A 26,442-nucleotide genomic window follows, 5' to 3' on the forward strand; every position below is an offset into this window, starting at 1 on the left:
GCAGGGGTACCACCAGCTTCATCCGTGGCCGGACGGCGAAGCGGGCGCCGGAAGTCCTATTCGTAGAGGCTAACTGGGGATGTCCTACCGGTAACACTCGGGGCCGGTCGGAAATGTCACATGAACGATTCAGAGAGCGCGCAGAATACCTTCATCCACCCCCCCTCGTACAGACGGCACAGCTCACTCGCCACCTTTTCCGTGATCTACATCGCCCTCCAGATTACCTTGGTCGACGAGTGTCCAGCGTGTTGTTCCGTCGAGCTCGCGGTGTAACTCCCACACGCCGTAGTCGCCGTCGTCCTCCACAGCGGTCAGCCTGTCGGTGTGCCCGTCGAGGTCGGTATCGGTGGCGACGACCAGCGCTCCACCTTCGGACAGGCCACTGTCGAACACCTCGCTGCCGAAGATCACGGTGTCGAAGATTCCATCCCCGTCCAGATCCGCGGCGGGCTCAGTGCCGTCCGCCCAGACGGACGCTGCCACCGGGTCGAACACCTCCGGCATCGGCCGACCCGGGCCGTCGTCACCCGGAAACGTTTCCATCATCCGATCCCCCCATCCCCCGCACGGTCGCTCCCGGCCGATTCGCCGTCCGATCGGTTCGACGCACCGCACGCTCTCCCGGTTCCCTCGGCTGCCCGAGCGCCGCGAGGTCTCTTTCGCACGCCGCAATCCGCGCGCGCCGTTCGCCGGTGAGCCGTCGTATCTCGTCGTCGAGTGCGGACACGCGTTCCCGGCGCAGGGTCGTCCCTGCGTCGTGTGCGCTCCGGGCGGCCGACAGGGCACGTGACTCCACCTCGTAAGTGCACGCGCGCACCCATGCCTCGAGGTCGGCACGTGCGGTCGCCAGCTCTTCACCCGCCCAGCGCCGCACGCGTTCGCGGTGCGCGATCCGGCGCCGGGCGTGAACGAGCCACCACCCCGCCGGCACCGCACCGCCGAGCGCAACGGCCACCACCGCCACGCCGGGAACCTCACCGAACGGTGTGACGAGCAGCCGCCCGAGGCCCGCACCGGCCGAGGCGCCGACCACCAGTGTCAGCCGTTCCTCGAAGGTGCGCGCGGGCTCCGGCAGCGGTGAACGTGTCCACTCGGGCGGTACCCCGTCGCTGTCGCGCAGGTCCGCGCCGGTCCGCGAGGCGAGAGCGGCGGCGAGGCGGGCGCGCACTTCCTCGAGGTGCGCGTCCAGTGCACCGGCGACGTCGTCGGCGGGCCGTCCGGTGTCGTCGAGGACATCACGGATCGACGCGGCCACTCTCCGGATCTCCTTCGCGACGTCCTGGAGTAGTTCGACCCGCACGCGCTGGAGATCCGCCGGTGGGACCGTGGGCGTGGGCGTCAGCGCAAGTCGTTGCCGCTCGGCGCGGAGACCTGCTGTGTCGTCACCGGCACGCAGCGCGTCCATCTCGTCGAAGATCATGCGGCGGGTCTGCGTCACGACAGCTCCGCGCGCACGTCGAGGGTCGCTCGCGGAGTCGACCGCGGCGGCGAGCACATCGCGTAGCTCGACGATTCCGGCTTCCAGCAACAGCACCGAACCCGCGTCGCCGCCCACCTCCCGCGCGCGGCGCGACATCTCCGCCGATACCGGGAGGACGGTGACGCGAGGGAGGTACGTCGCGTGCCGGTGCAACAGGGCCACATCGCGGTCGCGCACCTGGCGCCACCCCGGATACCGGTCCGTACCGGTCAGGGCGCACACCACCTCGGTGGCGGTGGCGGCAGCGTCGGCGATCATCTCCAGTTCGGTGCGCCCGATCACCGCCGACGGGTCGAGCACCACCAGCACCACCGACGCCGGCCCGTCGCGGACCACGTCCACATCGCAGACCCGGCCGAGTTCGTCGCACAGTGCTCCGACTCCCGACCCCTCGACACCGACGACGCGCACGACGCGCGGCGAGGGCTCGTGGAGCCGCGCCCAGCCCTGGGGGTTCCAGCGGCGCACCACATCGTCGGCACCGGTCGTCATGAGACCCGGCGCGAGAGGTTCGCCGCGTCGAGTGTCGCCTCGATCAGGTCGCGGGCGGCGGGTGTGGCAGCGATTCCCGCGACCACGCGCACGAGATGCTCGTCGCGGAGGTGGGAGGCCGCGGCCAGTCGTGCTGCAACCGCGTCGGTGAGCGCGGGATCACCGACGGCGAACGCGCCGAGGCCGAGAGTCGCGGCGATCGGATCGACATGTTCGTCCGTGCCGCCGACGACCACTACGACGGCGCGTCGAGCGTCGACGTGAGACAGGGCGGACCGGTCGGCGGGATGCACGGACGCGGGATCGAGCCGTACCGGCAGGACGTAGACGACGACGTCACCGTCGAACACGGGATCGGCTGTGTCGGGCACGTCGACGGCCACACCCTCGACCTCGACGGTGCTGTCGGCAGCGACCGAGGTCCGGACGGCGTCCCGGACGGACCGGAATCCGGTGCCGACTCGTCCGGCAACCTGGATCCGCAGCGGTGCGGCGCGGTCGCGCACCACGCCGTGCAGAGCGCGGCCGGCGACGCTGTCGAGGCGCTCCACGTCTCCTGCGAGCCGGTGCCACAGGTCCCCCGTCATCGACATCCCCCGATCGTCGGCGCGGATTGTGTCAGAACACACCCTGTCGTGCAGGGGTAACACTCGACGCAATTCTGAGAATGTGAGGGAACCTCGATGGGAAGAAAAGCGACCGGAGGCCGGAAAACTGTGCAAAATCCCGGGAAAAAGCGGCTCGGACGCTAAAAATCCCGGTACAAGCCTGAGAAAACACTGTGGTCCCTTCAGTCACTCCTGCCACCCACTCGCCGGATACGTGACAATGGTCGGGTGAACGACGCCGATCAAGACACGACCGAGCTGCTCGACGAGCAGCCCACCCGCGGGAATCGCCTCTACCCGAGGGTGACGAGCTTCCGGTCCCGACGGGGAGCGTTGACCGAGCCCCAGCAGCAGACGTGGGACCGCCTCTGGCCCCAGCTCGGCCGGGATGTGGGCGACGACCAGCTCGACCTCGACGCGTGGTTCGGCCGTTCAGCGCCCGTGGTGCTCGAGATCGGATCGGGAACAGGAACCGCGGCCGTCTCGATGGCCCGGGCCGAGCCCGACGTGAATCTGATCGCCGTCGAGGTCTACAGGCCGGGCCTCGCGCAGACTCTGCAACGCATCGAGCGCACCCTGGACACCGACACCCCCGTCACGAACCTCCGCATCCTCCGGGGCGACGCTGTCGAGGTACTCGAGAAGATGCTCGCGCCCGAGTCGCTGACCGGCGTGCGGGTGTTCTTCCCGGACCCCTGGCCCAAGGCCCGGCACCACAAGCGCCGCCTGCTGCAGGCACCGACCTTCGCCCTGATCGCCGATCGGCTGAAGCCCGGCGGTGTATTGCACGTGGCAACCGACCACGCCGAGTACGCCGAAGCGATCCGGGAAGCCGGAGACGCCGAACCGCTGCTGACCCCCCTGTCATGGGAGTCTCCGATCAGCCACGATCGGCCCGTGACGAAGTTCGAGGGCAAGGCGCAGCAGGTGGGCAGCAGCATCTCCGAAATGGTCTGGGGGAAGATCGGAGCATGAGTGTCCACGAAGAGCTGTCCGGTATGACCGACCCCACCGCAATCGAGAGCGGTCCTGTCGGCAGCAGCGACCAGCCCGGTCGCGTCCTTCTCGTGTGGGACGCTCCCAACCTCGACATGGGTCTCGGCGCCATTCTCGGAGGCCGGCCCACCGCGGCGTACCGCCCCCGTTTCGACGCCCTCGGCCGCTGGCTTCTCGGCCGCACCGCCGACCTGTCGCGACGCGTCGGAGCGCCGCTCGAACCCGAGGCGACGGTGTTCACCAACATCGCGCCGGGCAGCGCCGACGTGGTGCGCCCGTGGGTCGAAGCCCTGCGCAACGTGGGCTTCGCGGTGTTCGCCAAGCCCAAGATCGACGAAGACAGCGACGTCGACTCCGATATGCTCGAGCACATCGAGTTGCGCCGGCGTGACGGCCTCGCCGGCGTCATGGTGGCGTCGGCAGACGGGCAGGCGTTCCGCGAACCTCTCGAAGAGCTCGCAGCTGCGGGCATCGCGGTGCAGGTGCTGGGTTTCCGCGAGCACGCCAGCTGGGCGGTCACGTCCGAGATCCTCGACTTCGTCGATCTCGAGGACATCCCCGGGGTGTTCCGTGAACCGCTGCCCCGCGTCAGCCTGGAATCGCTGCCCGACGAAGGAGCCTGGCTGCAGCCGTTCCGACCGCTGTCCGCCCTCCTCGTGGGGCGCAAGAGCGTCGCCGAATAGGAGATCTAGTGTTCGACCGTTGGGGAGAGCTCGTCTATCGCGCGCGCTTCACCGTGATTGCGGTGATGGTGGCGGCGCTGCTCGGGCTCGCCGGGTACGGACTGAGTCTGAACGACCATCTCAGCCAGAGCGGCTGGGATGATCCGGGCTCGCAATCTGTCGCCGCGGCGAAGCTGGCAGACGGCACGTTCGGCCGCGACACCAACGGTGACGTGCTGGTTCTGTACACGGCGCCCGAGGGCAAGACCGTCGACGACCCGGAGTTCGCCGCGAAGGTCACCGACAGCCTCAACGCTCTGGTTTCCGAGAATCCCGAACACATTCTCAAGATCAACGGCGCGTATTGGCCCACCGAGACCGCGCCGTCGCTGCCGAGCCTGGCCGACGAGTCACGTCAGCACGCCCTCGCGTCGGTCGCTATCGCCGGTGCGAACGACACGGAACTGACCGGGAACTTCCGCGACGTCAAGGACAAGTTCTACATCGACGGTGTCGACGTCCAACTCGCCGGTCTGCAGCCCATCTCCGGCGCGCTCAACGACACGATGGCCAACGACATCAAGCGCATGGAGATCCTGGCGATCCCGGCCGTCGGCATCCTCCTGTTCTTCGTCTTCGGTGGCGTCATCGCGGCAGCGTTGCCGCTGATCACCGGTGGCCTGACGATCGTGGCCGCAAACGGCGTCGTGCGTCTGATCACCAATTTCACCGAGGTCAACTCGTTCGTCGCACCCGTCGTCTCGCTGATCGGACTCGGTCTGGCGATCGACTACGGCCTGTTCATGGTGTCGCGTTTCCGAGAAGAACTGGCCGAGGGCTACGACACCCCCGCGGCCGTCCGGCGCACCGTCATGACGGCCGGGCGCACCGTCATCTTCTCCGCGACGATGGTGGTCACGAGCCTCGGCGGTCTGCTCCTCTTCCCGCAGGGCTTCCTCAAATCCGTCTCCTACGGCGCGATCGCTGCGATTTCTCTCGCCGCCTTGCTGTCGGTGACGGTGCTGCCCGCCATTCTCGGCATCCTCGGCAAGCGCATCGACAAGTTCGGCATGAAGAAGTTCGGCCAGATCCAGTCGAACGAACAGGTCGAGAACAGCTACATCGGACGGCTCACCCGCTGGGTGATGCTCAATCCGATGAAGGTGACCATCCCGACGGTCATCGGCCTGTTGCTGCTCATCACTCCGCTCACCGGCATCAAGTTCGGCGGCATCAACGAGACCTACCTGCCGCCCGACCATCCGACCCGCGTCGCGCAGGAACAGTTCGACGAGTTGTTCCCGGGACAGCGTGCCGAACCCGTGCGACTGGTGATCCAGGGCGCCCAGGGCGGCGACCTGAACAAGATCATGGAGACGGCGAACGCCGCTCCGGGTCTCGTCGAGGACTTCACGATCACGGGCCCGGCCAAGGACGGCGTGCGCGTCTTGAAGGCCGGTCTCACGGACCGCAACGAGACCGCTCCGACCATCGACTACCTGCATTCCGCGGAGTGGCCCGAGGGCGTCGAAGTGCTCGTCGGCGGTACGCCGGCCATCGAGCAGGATTCGATCGCCGCCCTCCTCGACACGCTGCCACTGATGGTGCTGGTCGTGGTGTCGCTGACGATCGTTCTCATGTTCCTGGCCTTCGGATCGCTGGTGTTGCCGATCAAGGCCGTTCTCATGAGCGCGTTGGGTCTCGGCTCGACACTCGGCATCCTCACCTGGATCTTCATCAACGGCAACGGCGCTGATCTACTCAACTTCACGCCGGGACCGATCATGTCTCCGGTGCTCGTGCTGATCATCGCGATCGTGTACGGGCTGTCGACCGACTACGAAGTCTTCTTGCTCTCCCGGATGGTCGAAGCCCGGGCACAGGGCGCGAGCACCACCGAATCCATCCGCGTGGGCACGTCGCACACCGGCCGCATCATCACCGCCGCCGCGCTGATCCTGATCGTCGTCACCGGTGCGTTCGCGTTCTCGGAACTGGTGATGATGAAGTACATCGCCTACGGCATGATCGCCGCTCTCGTCATCGACGCGACGGTCATCCGTATGTTCCTCGTACCGGCAGTGATGAAGTTGCTCGGCGACGACTGCTGGTGGGCACCTGCGTGGATGAAGCGGATCCAGGAGAAGGCCGGCCTTGCCGAACCGATTCTCGCCGACGAACTGATGCCCGAGGACGTGCCTGAACTCATCACCGTCGGCATGTTCGGTCCCGCGACCGTCTCGGCCACCGGTTCACATCGTTTCCCGGCAGGTATGTTCGGCGACGCAACCGACCTCACACAGCCGCTGCCCAAGATCGCGGCGCCGCGACCGGCGTCCGAGCAGCGCAAGTTCCGCGATCTCACGCCGCAACCGCGTCGCCAGGGCCCCGGGCGTCCGGTGCCTCGTCCCCCGGCTCAGCGGCCACGTCCGGATCAGCAGCGGGCCGGCGACCCGCGTCACCGGGCTGTCGACGGACGCCCGATGCCGCGCGCAGGCGATCCGTCGGCTCCGGGCCACGGCTCCCCGCAGCAACTGCCGCCGCAGCGTCGGCCGCAGGGTCCGGCCGGTGCGGGCGACGAACGTCAGGGTCCGCCGCTGCCCCCTCGGCGCCCCCGGGCACCGCAGGGCCAGGTTCCGGATCAGCTTCCGCCGATGCCGCAGCGACGGGGCGCAGAAACGCCTCCCGTCGATCCGGCGCAGGCACAGCCGCCGCAGGGCCGGCCCACGGCAGAGTCCCAGCCGCCCACGGCGGCCATGCCACCGCTCCCCCGACGCCGACGGGGCGACGTTCCCCCGCCGCTGCCGCAGAACTTCGTGCGGCCGTCCGCCACGAACCCGGATCCGGGTGGCAACCCGCCGATGAACGGCGGTGCCGAGGGAACGCAGCAGGACGGAGAGACGTCGACGGGTGCCGGGCGGGCACGCGATCCGCAGGCGATCGAGAGCTGGCTGTCGCAGCTGCGCCGAGCTGCTCCCGGGTCGGGACAGCACGCGCAACGCGCGCCGGAAACCGGACCGCGCCCGCAAGCCGGTCCGCGGCCGGAGCCGGGTCCCCGCCCACCGGCAGGGCAGTTCCCGCAGTCGGGACCGCGCCCGCAAGCCGGTCCGCGGCCGGAGCCGGGTCCCCGCCCACCGGCGGGGCAATTCCCGCAGTCGGGACCGCGCCCACCGGCGGGACAACACCCACAGGCCGGGCCACGTCCCCATGCGGGGCAGTACCCGCAGCAGCCGCCGAACCCGCAGCAGCGCCCGCAACCCGGCCAGTATTCGCAGCAGCCACCTCAGCGGCCGGTGCCGCGGAACGGTGCCACGGAACGGTCGCCCGAGGCGCCCACCGATTCGGAGCCCGATCACGCGGACGATCCGAACGATCCGCACCGTCGGCGGCACGGCAGCGACACCGGCGGGTCGATCAGTGTGAGTGAACTGATCGCACGCCGGCAGCAGCCCTGAGCCGGACGGAACGGCGGCGCGGGCGGGTTTTACGCGCCGTTGATGAACTTGCGCAGCCGCATGGCGAACGGGTGCGTGACGTTGAGGTTGCCGCAGAAGATCTTCCCGACCACAACGACGTGTAACGGGCCGAACGGCGCGCCGCCGCGCACTTTCGTGGTGGCGCTCGACGCGACGGTCTCGACACCGTTGATGTCGGCGGTGGCTTCGGCGGGCAGCAGGATCGAGATCGAACTGAACGAGTCGTTCACCTCGATTCGTACGACCTGCGTCTGCATCACCGCCTCGGTGAAGTCCAGGTTGACCGAGGACGCGAACGTATCGAGCCGTAGGACAGGCGCGACCTCCCATCGGCCCTTGCGGGTCAGGGACGACAGCCGTCCCTTGAGCACGAGCGGACCTCCCGGCCCGGTCGCCGGGTACGCGGGAGCGGCGCTCGCCTGCGGCTGGGGCAGGAACGCCGGTGCGGTCTGCGGGAGGTACTCGGGCCGTATCTGGATGCCGGGCAGGTCCACGAGGACCTGATTGAGGTCACCACGCGTTTTCGCTGCCAGGACGGTGTCCATCCGTTCGGTGAACTCGCCGAGCGAGAGCATTCCCTGTCCGACGGCTCGCTGGAGAAGCTCGCCCACATGTTCGCGTTCAGCGTCCGAAACGCGTAGATCCTTCGGGTCCATACGTACAGAATAGGATCTGTGACACTCTTCGTCCCGACCGGAAGCGCGCGGTCTCCTGCCGGATCGCGGAACGGCAAGTGCTGCCGCGCCGAGCGACTTCTCACCTCCCGGTGGCGTCGAAGGTGACCACGACGCGCTGTGACCGTCCATACAGTGGTTTGATCTGAAGTCGTGCTGAGGTCCTATCGAGCCGTCGCCGCGACACTGCGTAGTCGCTGGCCGCTCTATATGGCCTCGATGGGCGCCTCCAACCTGTTCGGCGCCATGCTGGTGTTCGCGTTCGTCCGGTACGGCGTTCCGTTCGCGGACGACGACTTCGACACCGTCGACCGGGTTCAGAACTTCACCGTGTTCGCGGTGTACCTCGTCTTCGCCGGCATCGTGAGTCTCACCGCGGCGGCGCTGATGCTTCGTTCGGTGGTGCGCTGGCAACTCCGCGGCGGCCCCCCGACCCGGGCCGAGCAGATGGCGGCACTGCACGCGCCGTTGCGTCAGGCGATCGTGCACCTCGGTTTGTGGTTGCTCGGCGGCGTCCTGTTCGTGTTCCTCACCGCCGGGGAGACGCCCTCCCTCGCAGTGGCGGTCGCGATCACCGTGGCGATGGCCGCGACGAGCACGTTCGGATTCACCTACATGCTCGGCGAGCGGATTCTGCGCCCCGTCGCGGCCCGTGCATTGAGCGAGGGCAACTTCGATCGCACCATGGCTCCGGGCGTCGGCACGCGTCTCGCAATGACGTGGGGTCTGGGCACCTTGATGCCCGTCGCGGGCATCGTCCTGCTCTGCGTCACCCAGATCACCACCGACTCCGCGTTCTCGTCCGACGCGCTCGCCTACGCGGTGCTCGCGCTCGCGGTGACGTCCATCCTGCTGGCCCTCGTGCTGTCGTTGCTGACGTCGGCGCAGATCTCCGACCCGATCAAGCAGTTGCGCTGGGCGATCGAACGCGTGCAGCGCGGTGCGTCGGCCGTGCAGGTGGAGGTGTTCGACGGCAGCGAGATCGGACGCCTGCAAGTGGGCTTCAACCGGATGATGGCGGAGGCCGACGAGCGCCGCCGGCTCCGCGAGTTGTTCGGTCAGCACGTCGGCGAAGACGTGGCCCGGCGGGCGCTGCAGTACGGCACCGAACTCGGCGGTGAGACCCGCTACGTGGCCGTGCTGTTCGTGGACATGGTGGGGTCGACCGCCACCGCAGCCGAGCGTCCCCCCAACGAGGTCGTCGATCTCCTCAACGAGTTCTTCCGGGTCGTGGTGGAGGTCGTCGATCGGCACCACGGCTTCGTCAACAAGTTCATGGGCGACGCTGCCCTGGTGATCTTCGGGGCGCCGCTCGACCGGCCCGATGCACCCACCGCTGCGCTCGGCGCAGCACGCGAACTGCGCTTCGCGCTCGACGACATCACCGGTCTCGACGTCGGTATCGGTGTGTCGGCCGGACTCGCGGTGGCAGGAAACATCGGCGCGGCCGAACGCTTCGAATACACCGTCATCGGCGACCCGGTCAACGAGGCGTCGCGCCTGACGGAACTGGCCAAGCTCCGCCCGAGCCGCGTTCTCGCGTCGTCGAGCGCACTCTATTTCGCCGACGACGAAGAGCGTGGGCACTGGGAACTCGGCGACGAGGTGCAGCTTCGCGGGCGGCGCAGGGTCACGCAGCTCGCCTCGCCCGTCCATTATCCGAGCGGGCCCCGTGCGGGTGACGACTCCGCGGATCGGGTGGGTTAGCACAGGGAGGTACGTCACGGGCGGACGCTAATTGCGCCACCTACATACCTGCGTCGGTTACGGTGAATGGCGTGGCGCAGCCGCAGGACGACCTCTCTGGCCCCGACGCCACACCGCGCCGGGGCCGTTTCCTGTGGATCAAGTGGCTGGTCGCGGCGGCTCTGATCGCGTTGCTCACCGTCGAAGCCATCTACCTGTGGCCCACGATGAGCGATTCCTGGAAGGCGCTCACCGGCATCCACTGGGGCTGGTTCGCGGCATGTGTCGCTGCTCAGATGATCTCCCTGAGCGGTTTCGCGGGCGTCCAGCAGCGGCTGTTGCACGCCGGCGGTGTACGAGTGGGTCACTTCCGCTCGGCATCGGTGATCTACGGCAGTACCGCCATGGCGGTCACGCTGCCGGCAGGCCCGGTGTTCTCGACCGCGTTCACCTACAGGCAGACCCGCAAGTGGGGCGCGACCCCCGTCGTGGCGTCCTGGCAGCTCGCAGTATCCGGTGTCATCGCGGCGGCCACGCTGGCCTCCGTCGGGGTCGCGGGGGCGTTCGCGGTGGGCACGCGGATCAGTCCGGTGACGCTCGTCCTGTCGCTGGCCGGCCTCATCGCCATGTTCTACGGGCTGCGGTACGTCGCCCGTAACCCGTCGTCGATCGAGTCAGCCGGCACCTGGGTGCTCGCCCGTGTCAACAGGATGTCCGGAAAGCCCGTGGATACCGGCTTCGGCATGTTCGATCGGGTGCTCGCCCAACTCGAGGCTGTCGAACTCGCGCGACGCGACGCAGTCGCGGCGATCGCGTGGTCGGCCGTGCACCGGGTCTTCGACGTCGCATGCCTCGGTCTCGCGTGCTGGGCGGTGGGAGGCTCACCGTCCCTCGCGGGTCTGTGCATCGCATTCGCCGCTGCCAAGGCGGTGGGCAGCGTGCCCTTGGCGCCCGGCGGGTTGGGATTCGTCGACGGAACACTCATCGCAACGCTCACTGCGGCGGGTCTGACCGCTCCCCAGTCGCTGGCCGCGGTGTTCGTGTACCGCGCGGTGAGTTTCGGTTTCGTCGCACTCACCGGCTGGGGCACGATCGCGGCGATGTACCGCGGGGGCAACGCGGGCGAGGACATCGACCCTGCGGCCGAACGTGAGGAGCAGGATCGCAGCGCCGTCGCGCGGCGGCGCAAGCCTGCGGACACCGCGGACAACACCGATCTTCTGTGATCTGCGCCACCCAGTAGTTGCGCGCGCAACAAAGTCGTGCCATCGTTGTCGCATCAAGTTGAAGTTTCAATAATCTACGAGGAGACATCACGATGACGACCGCCACCACCACCTTCCCCGGCCTCACCACAGGGATCTGGGCCCTCGATCCGGTCCACTCCAACGTCGGCTTCACCGTCCGTCACCTCATGGTGAGCAAGGTTCGCGGAAGCTTCGAGAGCTTCTCCGGCGCGATCACCGTCGCCGAGGACGGCACCGCATCGGTTCGCGCCGACATCGACGTCGCGTCGATCAGCACGAAGAACGCCGATCGCGACGCCCACATCCGATCGGCCGACTTCTTCGACGCCGAGCAGTTCCCGGTCGCAACCTTCGTCTCCACCGGTATCCGCGCGGACGGCGACGACTACATCGTCGACGGCGACTTCACGCTCCGCGGCGTCACCAAGCCGGTCGAGCTGCGCCTCGAGTACAACGGCGTCAACGCCGGAATGGGCAACGGCCCGGTCGCCGGGTTCGACGCCACGACCGTGATCAACCGCAAGGACTTCGGCATCTCCATCGACATGCCGCTCGAGGGCGGCGGCGCCGTCGTCGGTGACAAGATCACTCTCCACCTCGAGATCGAGGCCGGCCTGCAGGCCTGATCCTCCCGACATCGCCACGGGCGTCCCTCCGCACAGAGGGACGCCCGTCGGTGCGCTCGGACACATTTCCCACGGCGCTACCCTGAAGCCGTGAAAAAGTACGCCCCCGCGCTGGTTGCCGACGTGGTTCTGATCCTCGTGTTCGCAGCCCTCGGCCGATCCAGCCACGAAGAAGTCCTCGATCTCGTCGGTCTGGCACGCACCGCGTGGCCGTTCCTCGGCGGTCTGACCGTCGGCTGGTTCCTCGTCGTGTGGCTCTACCGCGACAAGTTCGACGCGTTCGCCGCAGCACCCACCGGCCTGCTCATCTGGGTGAGCACGCTTGTCGGCGGCATGCTGCTTCGCGCGGCGACCGGGCAGGGAACCGCCACCGCATTCATTCTCGTCGCCACCGGTTTCCTCGGCGTGACTCTGATCGGCTGGCGACTTCTCGCCCGTGTGGTCCGACGCTCCGATACGCGGGTGGGGTGAGAACAACCACTGTGTATTTTTTCGAGATCGATTGGCTCGAGGGCGTCCCACGGTGAAACAGTGGATATATGACTGACACCGCTTCAGTGCCGGAGTCGCGATCCGATACGAGGTTTTTCGGCCAGCCACTGGCGTTGGCGAACCTGTTCGGCGTCGAGATGTGGGAGCGATTCTCCTTCTACGGCATGCAGGGCATCCTCATCTACTACCTGTACTACTCGGTTGCCGAGGGTGGTCTGGGGATCAGCAATGCCGCCGCAACCTCGATCGTCGGCGCGTACGGCGGCACGGTCTATCTGTCGACGATCCTCGGGGGATGGATCGCCGACCGTCTCCTCGGCTCCGAGCGGACACTGTTCTACAGCGCGATCCTGATCATGTTCGGCCACATCGCGCTCGCGCTGCTGCCGGGCTTCGTCGGTGTCGGCGTGGGCCTCGTCCTCGTGGCCGTGGGCAGCGGCGGGCTCAAAGCGACCGCAACTTCGATCGTCGGTGACCTCTACGACGAGAAGGACCAGCGCCGCGACGCCGGATTCTCCATCTTCTACATGGGCATCAACATCGGCGCCCTCGTCGGTCCGCTGCTCACCGGGTTCCTGCAGGTCCGATACGGGTTCCACTGGGGATTCGGACTCGCCGCGATCGGCATGTTCCTCGGCCTGCTGCAGTACACGCTCTACCGCAAGCACCTCGGTGATATCGGCAAGGTTCCGCCGAACCCGTTGCCGACGGAAAGCCGGATGCGTGTCGGCGGAATCGCCCTGGCCGCGCTCGTTCTGGTCGGGATCCTCGCCTCCACCCGCATCATCTCCGCGAACAGTCTCTCCGACATCGTCGTCACCCTGACGGTCATCGCGGCGATCACCTACTTCGTGGTCATCCTCTCGAGCAAGAACATCACCTCGGTCGAACGCAGCCGGGTGCTGTCCTTCATCCCGATGTTCGTGGCGAGCGCCGTGTTCTGGTCGCTGTTCCAACAGCAGTTCACGATGGTCGCGGTGTATGCCGATACCCGCCTGAACCGCGACCTGTTCGGGTGGGAGTTCCCGCCCTCGTGGGTCCAGTCCATCAACCCGGTGTTCATCATCGCGTTCGCCGGTGTCTTCGCGGCTGTGTGGACCAAGCTCGGGCCGCGTCAGCCGTCGTCGCCGATCAAGTTCGCTGCCGGCACGATCATCATGGGCATCGCGTTCCTGTGCTTCATCCCGATGGCGGGTGGCGGTGCCAACAGTGCACCGCTGCTCGGTCTGGTCGGCATCCTGCTGCTCTTCACCTTCGCCGAGTTGCTGCTCTCGCCGGTCGGCCTGTCGCTGACCACGAAACTCGCCCCGAAGAGCTTCCATACACAGATGGTCGCGTTGTTCTACCTGTCGGTCGCCCTCGGCAGCGCCATGGCCGGCACGCTGGCGGGTTTCTACGACGAGACCAACGAAGTGCCCTACTACCTGTGGATCGGCGGCGCCTCGATCGCGGTCGGCGTTGCCCTCGCCGTGGGTTCGCCCTGGATCAAGAAGCTGATGCACGGCGTGAACTGAGTGCTGCCCAGAGGTCTCGCCGCGTCGCCACGGACGCGACTCACGTGAGCGCGAGCCACGCGGCGAGACCGAATCCGGCCGTGGCGACACCCACGCGAAGCGCGGTCGGCGGGATCCGCGCGACGAGCGGCGGTCCGCACCAGCCGCCGACGAACGCGCCGAGAGCCATCGCGAGGGCCGCCGGCCAGTGCACCGGCCCGAACACGGCGAATCCGATCGCGGCGACGAGGTTCGCGGTACCGAGCAGATAGCTCTTGAGAATGCTGGCCCGCCATATGCTCTCGGACGTGCAGATCAAAGTCACGGCCAGGATCATGACGCCGGCGCCCGCACCGAAGTAGCCGCCGTATACGGCAACGACGAACAACGCAGCCGCGTACGCACGCGGCAGGTCGCGGCCGTGCGCCAACGCGCGGATACGGGGCTGAAGCAGCAATGCGAGCGAGGCGAGCGCCACCAGATACGGGACGACGGCCTCGAACGAACCGGCCGGTGCGGCGAGCAGCACCCCCGCACCGATCGCGCCGCCCACCGCCGCGTATGCCGTCCACCTCCACACCCGCGGCCCGGTATCGACGACTTCGCGGGCGGAGTTGGTGAGCGCTCCGACGCCGACGCCGACCATCGCGACCGTGTTCGTCACGTTCGCCGCGACCGGGGGCAGACCGACGGCGAGCAGTGCCGGATACGACACCAGTGATGCGAGCCCCGTGACGAATCCGACCACCCCTGCGAAGAAACCCGCCACCACGAGCAGCAGCAGTTCCAGGACCGTCACGATCGCTGAACCTACCGCCTGCCGCGCCCGGTCGCCCGGACGGGCATTCCGCTGGGACGGTCGCCGGGCGAGGTCAGAAAGCGTCGTCCGGCTGCGCGAGTTTGCTGAGGAACGTGTCTGCGACCTTGATCGCGCGGTCTCCCCCGTCGGCGTCGGCGACGAATACCGCGAAGGCGATATCGCCGCTGTAACCGTAGAACCACCGGTCGTCCCCGCTCGCGGCGGCGACTCCCGACAGGCCCGCGTACTTGCGCAGGAAGGACGCCGGTCCCTTCTGCACGTTGTCGGCCATCATGCCGCGCAGCGCATCGACGACGTGCGGGGGCAATGCGTCGACCGGGTCGTTGATCGTCGCGGGCTGGCCCTGCACGATCGACGGCGCCACAGCCTCGCCGCGCGCAACGGATGCAGCCAGAACAGCTGCCCCGAGGGGGCTGATCAGCGCGTCGTCGTTGTCGGATCCGGCGAACTGCACCACTCCGGATCGCGTATTACCGATCTGGCCGGTCTCGAAATCGAAGCCGGGCACGCTGACGTCGAGGCCGAGTCCGAGTCGGCGGGCCGTCTCCGCGAGATCTTCCGAGCTCACATCGGCGCGGTCGATGCCCTTGTCGAGTCCGGCGGCCAACCGGACCGGGTCGAGCGTGCCTCCGGCCGGGTACATGCCGTGGGTCGCGACCGGACCGAGTTCCATCGCCCAGTTGTTCACGTCGGCCGCGAGGACGCCGCCCGTGGACGGCTGGATCGCGACGAGCGCGGTGGGCGTTCCCGCGGTGACCACCGCTTCCTTTGCGGCGAGCTGTACCTTCGAGTCCACCGTGGCGTTGAGGTCCGGGGGTGGCGGCCCCTGGAAGCCCGCAACCTGGATCGGACCTTCCTCGGGATCTTCGAGGGTGACCGCCCATCCCGCGGTGCGGTCGCGCTCGAGTTGCCACGCCGAGCGCAACGTATCGAGCAACGGCGTGGAGATCCTTCGGTCGGCGCTGATCAGCGTCGGAGTCTGGATCACCTCGACACCGGGGATCGACTCGATGTCGCTTCCGAGGAACTGATAGTCCTGGTCGCGCAGTTTGACGGCGGTGATCCGGTTGCCGGGGTCGCTCGCGAGCCGGTCCTGCATCAGTTGCGCGGTGATGACCGGCGCGACAGGTGCGAGTACCTCGGCCAACCGGGCGGTGGTCGCGCCGGGGTCGGGCATGGCGGCGGGATCGAGCACGACGGCGTTGATCGTCTGTTCCTCCATGAGGAGGCGGCCCGTGCGGTCGAAGATCTTCGGCGGCGCGGCGTCGGTACGGACGTGGTGAACGGTTCGTCCGCCGCCGAGGTCGGGCACGATGATGTCCGGGTCCCACGACACTCGCCAGCCCACGCCCAGTTTCCTGACCGCACCGTCGACCTGGTAGCCCCAGTCCATGCCCTCGCCGAAATTCCATGCGGCGGAAAGCGTGAAATACCCGGACTCACTGTTCAGTTCGACGAACTGCGAGACCTCGTAGTCGACCGTGCCGTCGGACAGGCCGTCGAACATCTGCCCGATGGTGCTTTCTGCTGCGCTCGGGTACGACGTGAGCGAGGCCGCCGCGGCAGGATCGCGGGCGTCGAGAGCGGCGACGAAATCGTCGACCAGGCCACGCGCGTCGGTCCGTGAGCCGGTGACCACGAAGGCAGTGACCGCCACCGCGACAACCAGAACGGCGACCGCTGTGAGGGCGAGCACGCGCATCCGCCCTCTGCGTCGCCACTCACGAAATCCCATGACAACCAACCTTCACTTCGGCCACAGGAGGAACAAGCACGGCGTGCCTACGAACGAATCACAATTACGCCACACGTCCGGTCTACCCCCTCAACCACCTGCCGGCGGCTTCGACTGCGGGAGCCGAACCGTTCGCCCCTGCCACGAACACTGCGAAGGCCAGATTATCGCGTGATCCGATGAACCATCCGTGCGCCCCGTCGTTTTCACCGTACTCCGCGGTCCCGGTCTTCCCCGTCAGATCGGGGATGTCTCGCAACATACTCGCTGTACCGCCGGTTATCGTCTCGCGCATCATCGTTCGCAACGCAGCGGTCACCTCGGCGGGCGCCGGAGCGAATTCCTCGTCCACGGTCGTCGCACGCCCCTCGACGAGTACCGGCAGCGGAGCGCTCCCGTTCGCCACGGCCGCGGCGACGAGGGCCATGCCGAAGGGTGTCGCGGTGACCTGTCCCTGTCCTATTGCCGATTCGACGCGGGCTGCGGGAGTGTCCGTTTCCGGTACCGATCCGGTGACGGTCACAAGTCCGGGCGTGACATAGTCGGCGCCGAGCCCGAACTGACGAGCCGCATCCGTCAGCGCGGTCGGAGGCAGGTTCACGGCGAGCTGTCCCATCGTGGTGTTGCACGAGAACGCGAACGCTGTGTGCAGTGGCACCGCCCCCAGATCGAAGCTCTCGTCGTTCGGGATCGTGCGGTCCTCGATCGTCGCCACTCCGGGACAGGGCAGGACCGTGTCCGGGTCCGCAAGCCCGGCCTGAAGCGCGGCCGACGTGGTAACGACTTTGAAGGTGGAGCCCGGCGGATACAGACCGGTGAGCGCGAGCGGACCTTCGCTGTCGGCGGCCGCGTTCTGCGCGATTGTGCGCACGGCGCCCGTCGAGGGCTCGATGCCAACGATCACCGCGGGAGTGTCGAGGGATGCGAGCGCAGCTTCCGCCCCGATCTGCAATTGCGGATCGATCGTGGTGGACAGGTCGGGCGCCTCGGGCCCTGTCTCGCCGGCCACCTGCTGCGCGGTCCCGTCCGGCCGGACCCGCTGGATCACCCACCCCGCGGATTCGGCCTGCCCCTGTTCCCACAACTCCACCAGTCCGGACCACACCGGCGAGGCCAGCGCCCGGTCTGCGACCAGCAATCTCGATTGCGGAACGAGCGTAACGCCGGGCAGGGCGGTCAGCTGCTGTTCGATCGGCGCCAGGTCGTCCTCGCGCAGCGAGATCGCGGTCAGCGACTGTCCGGGCGCTTTCGCACGATCGGCGGCGAGAGACTCGGCAGTGATCGTCGGGGCAACGGGCGTGAGCAGCGGTGCGACCGCCGCCGGATCGGCGTTCGCGTCGAGATTCACGAGCGTGACGACCTGCTCGCTGAACAGAGTGCCGCCCGCCCGGTCGTAGATCGTCGGCGGCGCACCCGCGGTGGTCACCAGACGCACTGCTGCCCCGTCCACGAGTTCGGGGGAGAGCACAGCCGGGTCCCAGCGCACCCGCCACGAGTCGGAGTCCTCCACAGCCGATCCCGTCGTCCGATATGCCCAGTCGCGTCCCTCCCCGAAATTCCACGAGACATCGAGGTCGAAGGTGTTGCCGTCACCCGTGCCCACGACGCCGACCACCGGATCGCTGGTGCCGAGGCCGTCGAACAAGCCGGTGATCGCGGCGGCCGCGGCCTGGGGGTCGGTGGTGAGCGCGGCCGCTGCCTGCACATCGCCCGCGTCGAGCGCCGATGCGAACTCCGCGGCCACCGTCTCCGGCTGGTCGGGCCCCAACAATCCGCATCCCGCCGTCACGAGCACGAGGACCGGTGCCACGCCTGCAAAAACCCACTGCCGTCGATTACGCACGGCATCGATCATGCCCGGATTCTCGACGATGTGCCGGGCAGCACACGCCGCCGGGAGCGTCGGGACGCTCGACGAGTTCTTCATCCTCTCCGGCAAGTGGCAGCGACGGCGACGGCCGCTTCGCCGATCTGCGTCTGGCAGAAGGTGCTCGTGTCGACCGCGCGGATGCGCTCGGCATCGAACTGACCGCCGTCGCGCGCCGGGAACTGCTCGCTGCCTGAGCGCATCGGCTGCGCGCCCGCTTGTTCCTCTATTCAGGAGGTTTGCCACGGGTGCCACTGCTGGTCCCGTCCTTCGGGGGCGCGCCCACCGCCTGCGGGTTCTGCTCCCGCACCTGACCGGTGTGTCGATCGAGTCGTCGCCGGGAACACCCAGCGTTCCGGTCAGACCCCTTCCGGCTCACCCTCCAGCTTGCGAAAGTAACGCTCGATGAACTCGACCGTTTCGGGGTGGCCCGAGGAGAAACCGAGCGCATTCTCCATGACGAGTAGGCGCGAAAGGCTTGTCAGCAGCACCGATATGACGACCGGCGGGAACTCCTCTACGTCGATTTCGCGACGCTCCAAAAGTCCCGAGACGGCTTCGGTTTGCATGCGGCGAAACCGCTCGGAGTAGTGCGCAATCTCCGCTTTCAGTTCGGTGCGGTGATTTGACAACATGAGGAACTCCGTATTCAGCCGCGTCCCTGCCGAATCGGCAGCGAATGTCCACAAGGCCGACAACGGTCGCGCAGATTCCAATGCCGCCGCGTATTGCTCGAGGCCCTTGTCGGCGCGTCGCCGGAACACGGCTAGGAACAACTCGTCCATCGTGCGGAAATAGTAGAAGAAAATTTGGGGCTTGAGGCCGGCTTTGTCGGCGACGCGACGTGAACTCACCGCGGCGTAGCCCTCTTCCACCATGAGTTGCTCTGCCGCGTCGAGCAGCAACCCGCGCTTCTCCGCGTCCGGGGGTCCGATCCTCCGACGTGATGCCATGCGTTCATCTCCAAGGTTTCGACGCCACTCTGGCACTGCCGAAATCGTAGCGTTGACCCAGATGTGATATTGACCACATCGAGCTGCGCGTGCTAATCATGTGATCAGCGCGTTTTAAGCACGTGCTTAGCAGCCCCAAATCTTGGACTTCTCGAACGTTCGTCCCCTCACCGCCTCCGTGTGGCGTCTGCCGCGCACGCAATCACAGGAGACTGCAATGAACGACTTCGATTCGAAGGACTTCTTCACCGACGAGTCATTCATCCCCGACCCCCACCCATACTTCGACCACCTGCGTTCGCAGTGTCCGGTTCAGCATGTACAACCCCGTGGCGTTGTTGCGGTGACCGGACACGCGGAGTCCATGGAGGTCCTTCGTCGTGCCACTACGTATTCGAGCATCACTGCACCGATCGGTCCGTTCGCCGAACTGCCTTTCACCCCAGAGGGCGACGACATCACCGATCAAGTCAACGAACATCGCACTGAGTTCCCGCTCCACGAGTGGTTGGTCACCATGGACCCGCCCCAGCACACCGAAACCCGAAGGCTCCTCGCAGGATTGTTCACACCCCAGCGATTCCGTGAGAACGAAGAGTTCATCCAGAAACTGGCAGTGGACACACTCGCGCCGATCCTCGACTCGGGCAGATGCGAAGTTCTGTCGGCGTACGCCAAGCCGTTCGCCCTGCTGACCATCGCGGACCTGCTCGGTGTTCCGGAAGAAGACCACGGGATCTTCCATGCCAAACTCGGCAAGCAGATACCAGGTGCGATGGACGAGGACAAAGCCTACACATCCAACCCGCTCGAGTTCCTCGAAGAAACCTTCGGCGGCTACATCGAGGACCGTCGGCGTAACCCCCGCGGGGACATACTCACGGCATTGGCCCAGACGACCTATCCGGATGGGCGAATGCCTGAGGTGATCGAACTGGTCCGGCTGGCAGCCTTCCTGTTCGGAGCAGGTCTGGACACTACCGCCACGGTGATTGGAGCCGGTCTGCGGATCATTGCCGAGGATCCGCAGCTCCAGAAACAGCTCCGCGACGACCGGGACCTCATTCCGAATTTCATCGAAGAACTCCTCCGCATGGAGGGGCCGGTCAAGAGCGATTTTCGCCTGGCTCTCGTCTCGACCCGACTCGGGGGGGTGGACATCCCTGCCGGTACCACCCTCAACGTTCACCCCTCGGCCGCGAACCGCGATCCGCTGGTGTTCGAGAATCCCCACGACTTCCGGCTCGACCGACCGAACGCGAAAGACCACATCGCTTTCGGACGTGGCATCCATGCCTGCCCGGGTGGTCCGCTCGCGCGAGTCGAAGCACGTGTCTCCATCAACTACTGGCTCGACCGGACGACCGACATCACCATTTCCGAAGCGGTACACGGTCCGTCAGACGCACGCCGCTTCACTTACGAGCCGAGCTACACCATGCGTGCGCTCACCGAACTCCACCTGGAATTCACCCCTGCCCCGTGAAACCAGTGGAACGCGCAGAAAAGAAGGTCTCATGAACAGCTGTAATTCCGACAGCCTCGCCGTCAAACGCGTCGCCGTCATCACAGGTGGAGCGTCCGGGATCGGACTCGGAATCGCCCGGCATCTTGCCGCATCGGGGCACCCCGTTGCCCTGCTGGACCGAAACGCCGACGTCGTGCACAAAGCCGCAGCAGACCTCCGCGATCACGGTGCCCACGTCAGCGCCCACGAAGTCGATGTCGTCGACCGGGCCGCGATCGACACCGCATTGGACACGGTGCGTCGCGAACTCGGACCGGTGTCCGTGATGATCACCAGCGCCGGCATCGAAGCGAGCGCGCCGTTCGTCGACCTCGAGGTGCAGGACTGGAATCGACTACTCGAGGTCAACCTCACCGGCACCTTCCACAGCATCCAAGCCGCCGTACCGGACATGCTCGAGGCCGGCTGGGGCCGGATCGTGACCATCTCCTCCATGAGTGCTCAATCCGGCGCGCCCGACCGAGCCCACTATGCAGCCTCCAAAGGAGGGGTGATCGCCCTGACCAAAGCCCTCGCCTTCGAACTTTCTCCGCGAGGTATCACGGTCAACACCATTCCTCCGTCGATCATCGATACCCCGATGGCCCAAAATTCGGTCAGGGAAGGAACTCTCGACCTCGATGCGATTGCCGGAATGACACCGGTACGGCGAGCGGGAACACCTGACGACGTCGGTGCCACGTGCGCATTCCTGTGTTCGGACGGCGCAGGATTCATCACAGGCCAGATCATTGGCGTCAACGGCGGCTGGTACCTGTAACCGGTGGCCACTCGCCACTGCGGCCGCCGCCTCCCCTCGCTGCATCCAGCGGTTCGGTAGCTCATCACGCATCGAGTACGTCCCTGGGATGTGCACAACCGGCTTCATCACCAGTCGTGCACATCCCAGGATTTCCTTTTGTTTCCGTACTTCACCCGAGAGGTTCACGATGCACCCACCCAGACGCTTCCTGACGACAACGGTCGCTGCAGTCTGGGTGTCGATATTCGGTTGCACGGCCGTCGTCACACACTTACCGTGGTACTCGGCCCTGTCACCGAACGAGCGGAGAACTGCGTTGCTCCGGTAGTGGTTTTCGACCACGCGGCACACCCGCGATCGATCCACCTCCCAGGAGCACTCATGTCTTCCTTCTCGGGCATCACCCTGTCCGGCGTCACGTACGACCATCCCGACGGCACCCGCGTCTTCGAGAAACTCGACGCGACATTCACACTCGGGCGCACCGGTCTCGTCGGGCGCAACGGAAGCGGGAAGAGCACACTTCTCCGTCTCGTCGCCGGGCACCTCCGACCGCGGAGCGGTTCGCTGACCGTCCGTGGCAGAGTCGCCTTTCTCCAGCAGGACGTCACTCTCGATCCGTCGGTAACCGTCGCGGCGGTACTCGGGCTGGAGGAGATTCGAAGTGCCCTGCGGCGAATCGAATCCGGCGGCGGGGACGCCGTCGATTTCGGCATCGTCGGCGACCGCTGGGACATCGAGGAGCGCGCGCTCGCACTCGTGCACCGGCTCGGTCTGGGACGAATCCTGCACGATGAGAGCGACTTCGGCCGCACCGTGGGCGGCCTCTCCGGGGGAGAGACGATGCTGCTCGCCTTCACTGCACGGTTGCTCGACGAGCCGGACGTGCTGTTGCTCGACGAGCCGACCAACAATCTCGACCCAGAAGGACGCGCGCGACTGCAGGAGGCCCTCGACCGTTTCGCCGGCACCGTCGTCGTCGCCGGTCACGACCGCGACCTTCTGGACCGGATGGACACGATCGGCGAACTTCGCGACGGGCAACTCCGGTTGTTCGGCTGCGGTTACAGCGAATACGAGCAGATAGTCGCTGCGGAACAGGAGGCGGCACGTGCCGCCGTGCGCGACGCGCGCAACGACGTCCGGCGGCAAACCCGGGATCTCGCAGCCGCGCAGGCGACTCTCGCGCAACGACAACGGTACGGACGCAAGATGTTCGAGCAGAAGCGCGAACCGAAGATCATCATGGGTGCGCGTAAACGGCAGGCTCAGGAATCGGCGGGTCGGTACCGCCGTGAACACGAGGCGAATCTCGACTCCGCGCGAGCGCAACTCGCGCACGCGCAGGACGCCGTGCGCGACGACCGGGAGATTCGAGTAGATCTTCCGGAAACCACCGTGCACCCGGGCAGTCGCGTGGCGGAAGGGCCACTCGAGATCGTCGGACCGGAGCGTATCGCTCTCGGTGGCCCCAACGGATCCGGCAAGACGACACTGCTCAGCCGCATCGTCGAGGCCGGCCCTCTTGTGCCGTTCGCGCTCCTCCCCCAGCGACTCGACATCTTCGACGACGCGCTGTCGGTGGTGGGGAACGCAGAACAGCGGGCACCTCACCTGCCGCCACAGGAGATCAGGGCGCGACTGGCCCGGTTCCTGTTCCGGGGCAGCGACGGTGACGTGCCGGTCGGTGCGCTGTCGGGCGGAGAACGGCTGCGGGCCGCATTCGCGATCGTCCTCGCGGCAGATCCGCCGCCCCGACTGCTGCTGCTCGACGAGCCCACCAACAACCTGGACCTGCCGAGTCTCGATCATCTGACGCAGGCGCTGCACGGATTCGCGGGCGCGCTCGTAGTCGTCTCGCACGACAAGCGGTTCCTCGACGACATCGGTATCACCCGGTCGGTCACACTGGGCACATGAGTGTCACGACCAACCCCGCCGACGGAATCCGGCTCTCGTACTCGACTGCCGGTTCGGACGAGAAGAACGTTCCCGACGTGATGCTCGTGCACGGAAGCGCGCTGTCCTCCTCGGTGTGGCGAGGTTTCGGGTATGTACGCGCACTCGGCGACCGGTACCGGCTGATCCTTCCGGACCTGCGCGGACACGGCCGCAGCGACACCCCGCACGAGCCCGACGCGTACGCGATGGATCGCATCGTCGGCGATCTGCTGGCCGTGCTCGACGCCGCGGACGTCGAGCGCGTGCACTACGTCGGGTACTCGTTCGGTGCGAGGGCGGGCCTGGCGCTGGCCCTGGCCGCTCCGGAACGGGTCGCCGGCCTGGTCCTGCTCGGTGGCAGCGCACGACCACAGCGCGGGGCGATGGACGCGATGTTCTTTCGCGGCTGCGTCGACGTGCTCGAGCGCGACGGCATGGAGGGTTTCGTCCGCGAATGGGAACGACAGCGGCAGGAACCGGTGGACGCGGCCACGCGGGCGGCGTTCCTCGCGAACGACCCACTCGCGCTGGCCGCGTACTTCCGGCGCTCCGACCTCGAGCCCGGGATCGACGACGAGGCGCTCGCGTCACTCGACGTTCCGACGATTGCGGTCGCCGGGTCGGAGGACCACATGCGTGTGGACGACACGCGCGCGATGTCGCGCGCGATCCCGGGCGCGCGCCTGGCCGTGCTGCGCGGGTTCGACCATGCGACGACGGTGGCGGCGCTACCCGAGGTTCTCTCCGTCATCGAGCCGTTTCTCGAGGCCCGGACAGTGCGCTGACCGGCTTCGCGCTCAGCTCACGGCTGCGGGACGACGGGTAGCCATCGCTTCGCAGATGAGCGCCTTGACCGCACGCTTCATCACTTCGACGGCATCGGGCACGGGAAGACGCAGCACGTCGCGGAGCGAGACCCACATGGGCCACGTCGTGCTGATCGCGATCGAACTCTCGATCTGGCAGCGCACTTCGCTTCCCACACCTTCGAGTTCCCGCGCGAACAACACTTGCGCTTCGAACGCCGCACGCTCGAAGTAGCGCAGGCGATTGTGCTGGAGTTCCCGCGAGAACGGCGCCCGGATCTCCGACGATCGGGCGAACGGCGCGATGAATTCGAGCAGTTCGGCCCGCTGGCGGCAATACGCATCGATCCGCTCGGAAAGCGGCAACGACGGATCCACGGGCTCGTACGCGTCGTCCTGGCGGCGTAAGAGTTCGGCGCCGGTCGCCTCGAACAGCTTCTCGAGATCTCCGAAATGACCCCACAGGGACCGCAACGACACACCTGCGCGCGCCGCGATCTGCGCTCCTGTGGGTTTGAGTTCACCGGCACGGATCAGCGCAATATGCGCATCGATCACGGCCTGCCGCGTGCGTTCGGCACGTGCCGCCCGCCCGTCGACATGGCCTGGTGGCCTGATTCCGGTGTCCATATCGTACGCGTACATCGCTCCCCCGATTTCCGCTCGATAACTATGTACCGGCCACTCCCCTCGTCGGTGGCCGGATTGTTGTAGTGCCGAGAATAGACGACACGCCGGGCGAATTTGAGAATGCCCGAAGTGTCGTAGTCGAAACCAGCGAAATTACCTGGACAGCAATCCCTTCGCGATGTGCGTCACCTGGATCTCGTTGCTCCCCGCGTAGATCATCAGTGATTTCGCATCGCGGGCGAGCTGCTCCACGCGGTACTCGGCCATATAACCGTTTCCGCCGAACAACTGCACCGCCTCCATCGCGACGTCGGTCGCGGCGCGCGACGAGTAGAGCTTCATCGCCGATGCCTCGGACAGGCTCACAGGTTTCCCGGCCTCTGCGCGTTCGATGGCACTGAACACCATGTTCTGCACGTTCACCCGCGCGATCTCCATCTCGGCGAGCTTGAGCTGGATCAGCTGGAACCGGCCGATTTCACTGCCCCAGAGCGTGCGCGACTTGGAGTACTCGACACACAGCTTCAGACACTGTTCGATGATGCCCAGCGACAGGTAGGCGATCCCAATGCGTTCTGCCGCGAACGATTCCTTCGCGCTGTCCTTGCCGTCGCTCTTGCCACTGTCCTCGGTCTCCCCGAGGAGCTGATCCCGGGTGATGCGCACATTGTCGAAGAACAATTCGCCGGTGGGCGAGGAGTTCATGCCCATCTTCTTGAACGGCGGGCTCTGGGTGAGCCCCTCCATTCCCTTGTCGAGCACGAACGCCAGTACTTTGCGATCGCGCCGGTCGACGGAGGCGTTCCCTTCGTCGAGCTTCGCGTAGACGATGATGACGTCGGCGTACGGCCCGTTGGTGATGAACGTCTTCTGCCCGTTGAGGATGTAGTCGTCACCGTCCCGGCGCACCGTGGTCTTCATTCCGCCGAAGGCGTCCGACCCGGAATCGGGTTCGGTGATCGCCCAGGCGCCGACCTTCTCGAAGGTCACGAGTTCGGGCAGCCACCGCTTCTTCTGTGCGAGCGTTCCGCGGCTGCGAATCGTGCCGGCGGTGAGGCCCAGGCTGACGCCGAGAGACGCCACGAGACCGAGGCTGACCCCCGCGATCTCGATATTCAGCAATGCCGCCATACCGGGAGAACCGCCCATGCCGCCCGATCCGGACGATTTCTCACCCGATTCTTCCTTCGCGAGTGCGCGTTCGAGCGATTCCCGCGCCATCTCGTCGATGCCGAACGTCGAGTACAACTTGCGAATGATGTCGTAGGGCGGCAACTCACCCGACTCGAGTCTGTCGACATGCGGACGAAGTTCCTTCTCGATGAATCCGCGCAGTGCATCGCGGAACATGAGGTCTGTATCTGACCACTCGTACATCTCCGAAATATAGAACACGTTCCGGTTTCTGTATATGCTCCGCGTCGGCTGGAGCCTCCCCGAAACCCACCCGGACGGCGGGTAGCCGGGGTTACTGTTTCGTCCCGA

The 26,442-nt window shown here is 66.7% G+C and carries 22 protein-coding genes; 12 read left to right on the forward strand and 10 right to left on the reverse strand.

What is annotated here, in order from left to right:
* Nucleotides 1-183: 183 nt before the first annotated feature.
* From ACFWU2_RS12185 to ACFWU2_RS12195, 3 genes are read right to left on the reverse strand one after another with little or no spacing between them, the layout of a single operon-like run.
* Nucleotides 184-546, reverse strand: coding sequence for a DUF6802 family protein (locus ACFWU2_RS12185; RefSeq protein ID WP_378605931.1), 363 nt, complete (start codon nucleotides 544-546; stop codon nucleotides 184-186).
* Nucleotides 527-1,975 carry a hypothetical protein gene (locus tag ACFWU2_RS12190; RefSeq protein ID WP_378605934.1) on the reverse strand — a complete coding sequence of 483 codons (1,449 nt, stop codon included), beginning with the start codon at nucleotides 1,973-1,975 and terminating at the stop codon, nucleotides 527-529. The genes ACFWU2_RS12185 and ACFWU2_RS12190 overlap by 20 nt, the downstream gene beginning before the upstream one ends.
* The gene (locus ACFWU2_RS12195) at nucleotides 1,972-2,562 is read right to left on the reverse strand and encodes a hypothetical protein (RefSeq protein WP_378605937.1); all 591 of its coding nucleotides are present in this window, start codon (nucleotides 2,560-2,562) and stop codon (nucleotides 1,972-1,974) included. Before ACFWU2_RS12195 ends, ACFWU2_RS12190 begins: the two co-directional genes overlap by 4 nt.
* A gap of 249 nt (nucleotides 2,563-2,811) precedes the next feature.
* Here ACFWU2_RS12195 and trmB point away from each other — a divergent pair, with 249 nt between their 5' ends.
* Genes trmB through ACFWU2_RS12210 form a run of 3 tightly spaced genes read left to right on the forward strand, consistent with a single transcriptional unit; the run spans nucleotide 2,812 to nucleotide 7,696 of the window.
* Nucleotides 2,812-3,558: a tRNA (guanosine(46)-N7)-methyltransferase TrmB gene (trmB, locus tag ACFWU2_RS12200; protein ID WP_378605940.1), complete on the forward strand. Its 747-nt coding sequence runs from the start codon at nucleotides 2,812-2,814 to the stop codon at nucleotides 3,556-3,558.
* Nucleotides 3,555-4,262: an NYN domain-containing protein gene (locus tag ACFWU2_RS12205; protein ID WP_378605943.1), complete on the forward strand. Its 708-nt coding sequence runs from the start codon at nucleotides 3,555-3,557 to the stop codon at nucleotides 4,260-4,262. The genes trmB and ACFWU2_RS12205 overlap by 4 nt, the downstream gene beginning before the upstream one ends.
* 8 nt (nucleotides 4,263-4,270) lie before the next feature.
* A complete protein-coding gene (locus ACFWU2_RS12210) occupies nucleotides 4,271-7,696 on the forward strand; it encodes an MMPL family transporter (RefSeq protein ID WP_378605946.1) in 3,426 nt (1,141 codons plus the stop codon).
* Nucleotides 7,697-7,725: 29 nt separating this feature from the next.
* Here the strand turns inward: ACFWU2_RS12210 and ACFWU2_RS12215 are convergent, their stop codons facing one another.
* On the reverse strand, nucleotides 7,726-8,373 hold the full coding sequence (locus tag ACFWU2_RS12215; protein ID WP_378605949.1) for a DUF1707 domain-containing protein: 648 nt from the start codon (nucleotides 8,371-8,373) through the stop codon (nucleotides 7,726-7,728).
* Between the two features lie 228 nt (nucleotides 8,374-8,601).
* On the opposite strand from ACFWU2_RS12215, the gene ACFWU2_RS12220 reads away from it, so the two are divergent.
* The 5 genes from ACFWU2_RS12220 to ACFWU2_RS12240 all read left to right on the forward strand — a co-directional run bounded on the left by ACFWU2_RS12220 (nucleotide 8,602) and on the right by ACFWU2_RS12240 (nucleotide 13,956).
* Nucleotides 8,602-10,098, forward strand: coding sequence for an adenylate/guanylate cyclase domain-containing protein (locus ACFWU2_RS12220; RefSeq protein ID WP_378606273.1), 1,497 nt, complete (start codon nucleotides 8,602-8,604; stop codon nucleotides 10,096-10,098).
* 71 nt (nucleotides 10,099-10,169) lie between these two features.
* Nucleotides 10,170-11,303: a YbhN family protein gene (locus tag ACFWU2_RS12225; protein ID WP_378605952.1), complete on the forward strand. Its 1,134-nt coding sequence runs from the start codon at nucleotides 10,170-10,172 to the stop codon at nucleotides 11,301-11,303.
* A gap of 92 nt (nucleotides 11,304-11,395) precedes the next feature.
* Complete coding sequence (locus ACFWU2_RS12230) at nucleotides 11,396-11,950, forward strand: YceI family protein (RefSeq protein ID WP_378605955.1); 555 nt, start codon at nucleotides 11,396-11,398, stop codon at nucleotides 11,948-11,950.
* 90 nt (nucleotides 11,951-12,040) lie between these two features.
* Entirely contained in the window at nucleotides 12,041-12,421 is a 381-nt protein-coding gene (locus tag ACFWU2_RS12235; RefSeq protein WP_378605958.1) for a DUF3054 domain-containing protein, read from the forward strand.
* 68 nt (nucleotides 12,422-12,489) lie between these two features.
* On the forward strand, nucleotides 12,490-13,956 hold the full coding sequence (locus tag ACFWU2_RS12240) for a peptide MFS transporter (protein WP_378605961.1): 1,467 nt from the start codon (nucleotides 12,490-12,492) through the stop codon (nucleotides 13,954-13,956).
* A 40-nt stretch (nucleotides 13,957-13,996) separates the two neighbouring features.
* On the opposite strand, the gene ACFWU2_RS12245 is transcribed toward ACFWU2_RS12240, so the two are convergent.
* The 4 genes from ACFWU2_RS12245 to ACFWU2_RS12260 all read right to left on the reverse strand — a co-directional run bounded on the left by ACFWU2_RS12245 (nucleotide 13,997) and on the right by ACFWU2_RS12260 (nucleotide 19,310).
* Nucleotides 13,997-14,734, reverse strand: coding sequence for a sulfite exporter TauE/SafE family protein (locus tag ACFWU2_RS12245; protein WP_378605964.1), 738 nt, complete (start codon nucleotides 14,732-14,734; stop codon nucleotides 13,997-13,999).
* Between the two features lie 73 nt (nucleotides 14,735-14,807).
* The gene (locus ACFWU2_RS12250; protein ID WP_378606276.1) at nucleotides 14,808-16,457 is read right to left on the reverse strand and encodes an NTF2-like N-terminal transpeptidase domain-containing protein; all 1,650 of its coding nucleotides are present in this window, start codon (nucleotides 16,455-16,457) and stop codon (nucleotides 14,808-14,810) included.
* Between the two features lie 115 nt (nucleotides 16,458-16,572).
* Entirely contained in the window at nucleotides 16,573-18,345 is a 1,773-nt protein-coding gene (locus ACFWU2_RS12255) for a penicillin-binding transpeptidase domain-containing protein (RefSeq protein WP_378606279.1), read from the reverse strand.
* A 371-nt stretch (nucleotides 18,346-18,716) separates the two neighbouring features.
* Nucleotides 18,717-19,310, reverse strand: coding sequence for a TetR/AcrR family transcriptional regulator (locus ACFWU2_RS12260; protein WP_378605967.1), 594 nt, complete (start codon nucleotides 19,308-19,310; stop codon nucleotides 18,717-18,719).
* A gap of 217 nt (nucleotides 19,311-19,527) precedes the next feature.
* Between ACFWU2_RS12260 and ACFWU2_RS12265 the strand changes: the two genes are divergently transcribed.
* From ACFWU2_RS12265 to ACFWU2_RS12280, 4 genes are all read left to right on the forward strand, one after another.
* Entirely contained in the window at nucleotides 19,528-20,796 is a 1,269-nt protein-coding gene (locus tag ACFWU2_RS12265) for a cytochrome P450 (protein WP_378605970.1), read from the forward strand.
* A gap of 31 nt (nucleotides 20,797-20,827) precedes the next feature.
* Entirely contained in the window at nucleotides 20,828-21,598 is a 771-nt protein-coding gene (locus ACFWU2_RS12270) for an SDR family NAD(P)-dependent oxidoreductase (protein ID WP_378605973.1), read from the forward strand.
* 363 nt (nucleotides 21,599-21,961) lie between these two features.
* Nucleotides 21,962-23,500 carry an ABC-F family ATP-binding cassette domain-containing protein gene (locus tag ACFWU2_RS12275; RefSeq protein WP_378605976.1) on the forward strand — a complete coding sequence of 513 codons (1,539 nt, stop codon included), beginning with the start codon at nucleotides 21,962-21,964 and terminating at the stop codon, nucleotides 23,498-23,500.
* On the forward strand, nucleotides 23,497-24,306 hold the full coding sequence (locus ACFWU2_RS12280) for an alpha/beta fold hydrolase (RefSeq protein ID WP_378605979.1): 810 nt from the start codon (nucleotides 23,497-23,499) through the stop codon (nucleotides 24,304-24,306). The genes ACFWU2_RS12275 and ACFWU2_RS12280 overlap by 4 nt, the downstream gene beginning before the upstream one ends.
* 12 nt (nucleotides 24,307-24,318) lie before the next feature.
* Here the strand turns inward: ACFWU2_RS12280 and ACFWU2_RS12285 are convergent, their stop codons facing one another.
* Nucleotides 24,319-24,972 carry a TetR/AcrR family transcriptional regulator gene (locus ACFWU2_RS12285; RefSeq protein ID WP_378605982.1) on the reverse strand — a complete coding sequence of 218 codons (654 nt, stop codon included), beginning with the start codon at nucleotides 24,970-24,972 and terminating at the stop codon, nucleotides 24,319-24,321.
* Between the two features lie 138 nt (nucleotides 24,973-25,110).
* The gene (locus tag ACFWU2_RS12290) at nucleotides 25,111-26,334 is read right to left on the reverse strand and encodes an acyl-CoA dehydrogenase family protein (RefSeq protein ID WP_378605985.1); all 1,224 of its coding nucleotides are present in this window, start codon (nucleotides 26,332-26,334) and stop codon (nucleotides 25,111-25,113) included.
* Between the last annotated feature and the right edge of the window lie 108 nt (nucleotides 26,335-26,442).

Source organism: Rhodococcus sp. NPDC058639 (assembly GCF_042717545.1).
Lineage (GTDB): Bacteria > Actinomycetota > Actinomycetes > Mycobacteriales > Mycobacteriaceae > Rhodococcus.

Coding starts and splice junctions, on each gene's coding strand:
- ACFWU2_RS12185 (WP_378605931.1), bottom strand. CDS start 546: ATGGAAACGTTTCCGGGTGACGACGGCCCGGGTCGGCCGATGCCGGAG.
- ACFWU2_RS12190 (WP_378605934.1), bottom strand. CDS start 1,975: ATGACGACCGGTGCCGACGATGTGGTGCGCCGCTGGAACCCCCAGGGC.
- ACFWU2_RS12195 (WP_378605937.1), bottom strand. CDS start 2,562: ATGACGGGGGACCTGTGGCACCGGCTCGCAGGAGACGTGGAGCGCCTC.
- ACFWU2_RS12205 (WP_378605943.1), top strand. CDS start 3,555: ATGAGTGTCCACGAAGAGCTGTCCGGTATGACCGACCCCACCGCAATC.
- ACFWU2_RS12215 (WP_378605949.1), bottom strand. CDS start 8,373: ATGGACCCGAAGGATCTACGCGTTTCGGACGCTGAACGCGAACATGTG.
- ACFWU2_RS12220 (WP_378606273.1), top strand. CDS start 8,602: ATGGCCTCGATGGGCGCCTCCAACCTGTTCGGCGCCATGCTGGTGTTC.
- ACFWU2_RS12230 (WP_378605955.1), top strand. CDS start 11,396: ATGACGACCGCCACCACCACCTTCCCCGGCCTCACCACAGGGATCTGG.
- ACFWU2_RS12240 (WP_378605961.1), top strand. CDS start 12,490: ATGACTGACACCGCTTCAGTGCCGGAGTCGCGATCCGATACGAGGTTT.
- ACFWU2_RS12250 (WP_378606276.1), bottom strand. CDS start 16,457: ATGCGCGTGCTCGCCCTCACAGCGGTCGCCGTTCTGGTTGTCGCGGTG.
- ACFWU2_RS12255 (WP_378606279.1), bottom strand. CDS start 18,345: ATGATCGATGCCGTGCGTAATCGACGGCAGTGGGTTTTTGCAGGCGTG.
- ACFWU2_RS12260 (WP_378605967.1), bottom strand. CDS start 19,310: ATGGCATCACGTCGGAGGATCGGACCCCCGGACGCGGAGAAGCGCGGG.
- ACFWU2_RS12265 (WP_378605970.1), top strand. CDS start 19,528: ATGAACGACTTCGATTCGAAGGACTTCTTCACCGACGAGTCATTCATC.
- ACFWU2_RS12270 (WP_378605973.1), top strand. CDS start 20,828: ATGAACAGCTGTAATTCCGACAGCCTCGCCGTCAAACGCGTCGCCGTC.
- ACFWU2_RS12275 (WP_378605976.1), top strand. CDS start 21,962: ATGTCTTCCTTCTCGGGCATCACCCTGTCCGGCGTCACGTACGACCAT.
- ACFWU2_RS12280 (WP_378605979.1), top strand. CDS start 23,497: ATGAGTGTCACGACCAACCCCGCCGACGGAATCCGGCTCTCGTACTCG.
- ACFWU2_RS12285 (WP_378605982.1), bottom strand. CDS start 24,972: ATGTACGCGTACGATATGGACACCGGAATCAGGCCACCAGGCCATGTC.
- ACFWU2_RS12290 (WP_378605985.1), bottom strand. CDS start 26,334: ATGTACGAGTGGTCAGATACAGACCTCATGTTCCGCGATGCACTGCGC.